This window comes from Klebsiella sp. 4_1_44FAA (assembly GCF_000238715.1).
Taxonomy (GTDB): Bacteria; Pseudomonadota; Gammaproteobacteria; order Enterobacterales; family Enterobacteriaceae; genus Klebsiella; species Klebsiella pneumoniae.
Genome location: NZ_JH414822.1, coordinates 1 through 2,297, shown reverse-complemented (window position 1 = coordinate 2,297; position 2,297 = coordinate 1). Strand labels below are relative to the sequence as shown.

Below are 2,297 nucleotides of genomic sequence, written 5' to 3'. Positions count from 1 at the left end.
CAACGAATTGCACTGGGTTTCCCCATTCGGACATCGCCGGTTATAACGGTTCATATCACCTTACCGACGCTTTTCGCAGATTAGCACGTCCTTCATCGCCTCTGACTGCCAGGGCATCCACCGTGTACGCTTAGTCGCTTAACCTCACAACCCGAAGATGTTTCACTTCTGATTGCGAAAATTTGAGAGACTCGAACACACATTAACTGTGTGTCGTTTCAATTTTCAGCTTGATCCAGATTTTTAAAGAGCAAATATCTCAAACATCACCCGAAGATGAGTTTTGAGATAGTTCGGCACGCGTCTTTCACTCACGAACCAGCAAGTGGCGTCCCCTAGGGGATTCGAACCCCTGTTACCGCCGTGAAAGGGCGGTGTCCTGGGCCTCTAGACGAAGGGGACACTGAAGTCTCAATCGCAAGACGCCTTGCTTCTTTACGTTCATCAGACAATCTGTGTGAGCACTACAAAGGCAGGTTCTTTAAGGTAAGGAGGTGATCCAACCGCAGGTTCCCCTACGGTTACCTTGTTACGACTTCACCCCAGTCATGAATCACAAAGTGGTAAGCGCCCTCCCGAAGGTTAAGCTACCTACTTCTTTTGCAACCCACTCCCATGGTGTGACGGGCGGTGTGTACAAGGCCCGGGAACGTATTCACCGTAGCATTCTGATCTACGATTACTAGCGATTCCGACTTCATGGAGTCGAGTTGCAGACTCCAATCCGGACTACGACATACTTTATGAGGTCCGCTTGCTCTCGCGAGGTCGCTTCTCTTTGTATATGCCATTGTAGCACGTGTGTAGCCCTGGTCGTAAGGGCCATGATGACTTGACGTCATCCCCACCTTCCTCCAGTTTATCACTGGCAGTCTCCTTTGAGTTCCCGGCCTAACCGCTGGCAACAAAGGATAAGGGTTGCGCTCGTTGCGGGACTTAACCCAACATTTCACAACACGAGCTGACGACAGCCATGCAGCACCTGTCTCACAGTTCCCGAAGGCACCAATCCATCTCTGGAAAGTTCTGTGGATGTCAAGACCAGGTAAGGTTCTTCGCGTTGCATCGAATTAAACCACATGCTCCACCGCTTGTGCGGGCCCCCGTCAATTCATTTGAGTTTTAACCTTGCGGCCGTACTCCCCAGGCGGTCGATTTAACGCGTTAGCTCCGGAAGCCACGCCTCAAGGGCACAACCTCCAAATCGACATCGTTTACGGCGTGGACTACCAGGGTATCTAATCCTGTTTGCTCCCCACGCTTTCGCACCTGAGCGTCAGTCTTTGTCCAGGGGGCCGCCTTCGCCACCGGTATTCCTCCAGATCTCTACGCATTTCACCGCTACACCTGGAATTCTACCCCCCTCTACAAGACTCTAGCCTGCCAGTTTCGAATGCAGTTCCCAGGTTGAGCCCGGGGATTTCACATCCGACTTGACAGACCGCCTGCGTGCGCTTTACGCCCAGTAATTCCGATTAACGCTTGCACCCTCCGTATTACCGCGGCTGCTGGCACGGAGTTAGCCGGTGCTTCTTCTGCGGGTAACGTCAATCGCCAAGGTTATTAACCTTACGCCTTCCTCCCCGCTGAAAGTGCTTTACAACCCGAAGGCCTTCTTCACACACGCGGCATGGCTGCATCAGGCTTGCGCCCATTGTGCAATATTCCCCACTGCTGCCTCCCGTAGGAGTCTGGACCGTGTCTCAGTTCCAGTGTGGCTGGTCATCCTCTCAGACCAGCTAGGGATCGTCGCCTAGGTGAGCCGTTACCCCACCTACTAGCTAATCCCATCTGGGCACATCTGATGGCATGAGGCCCGAAGGTCCCCCACTTTGGTCTTGCGACATTATGCGGTATTAGCTACCGTTTCCAGTAGTTATCCCCCTCCATCAGGCAGTTTCCCAGACATTACTCACCCGTCCGCCGCTCGTCACCCGAGAGCAAGCTCTCTGTGCTACCGCTCGACTTGCATGTGTTAGGCCTGCCGCCAGCGTTCAATCTGAGCCATGATCAAACTCTTCAATTTAAGTTTGATGCTCAAAGAATTAAACTTCGTAATGAATTACGTGTTCACTCTTGAGACTTGGTATTCATTTTTCGTCCGAGGACGTTAAGAATCCATGTCACTTTGAGTGCCCACACAGATTGTCTGATAAATTGTTAAAGAGCAGTTGCGACGCGCTTTAGCGCTCTGTCGCGAGGTGGCGTATATTACGCTTTCCTCTTTCAGAGTCAACCCGTTTTTCAGGTATTTTTCTCTGCAACCGAACCGGCTGTTTGTGTGAAGTGATTCACAT

The 2,297-nt window shown here is 51.8% G+C and carries 1 tRNA gene and 1 rRNA gene; both read right to left on the bottom strand.

The features are described 5' to 3' along the window. Positions 1 to 326 precede the first annotated feature (326 nt). A tRNA-Glu gene (locus tag HMPREF1024_RS00370) sits at positions 327 to 402 on the bottom strand. A gap of 85 nt (positions 403 to 487) precedes the next feature. Further along, positions 488 to 2,026 (bottom strand): 16S ribosomal RNA (locus tag HMPREF1024_RS00375). Positions 2,027 to 2,297: the final 271 nt, after the last annotated feature.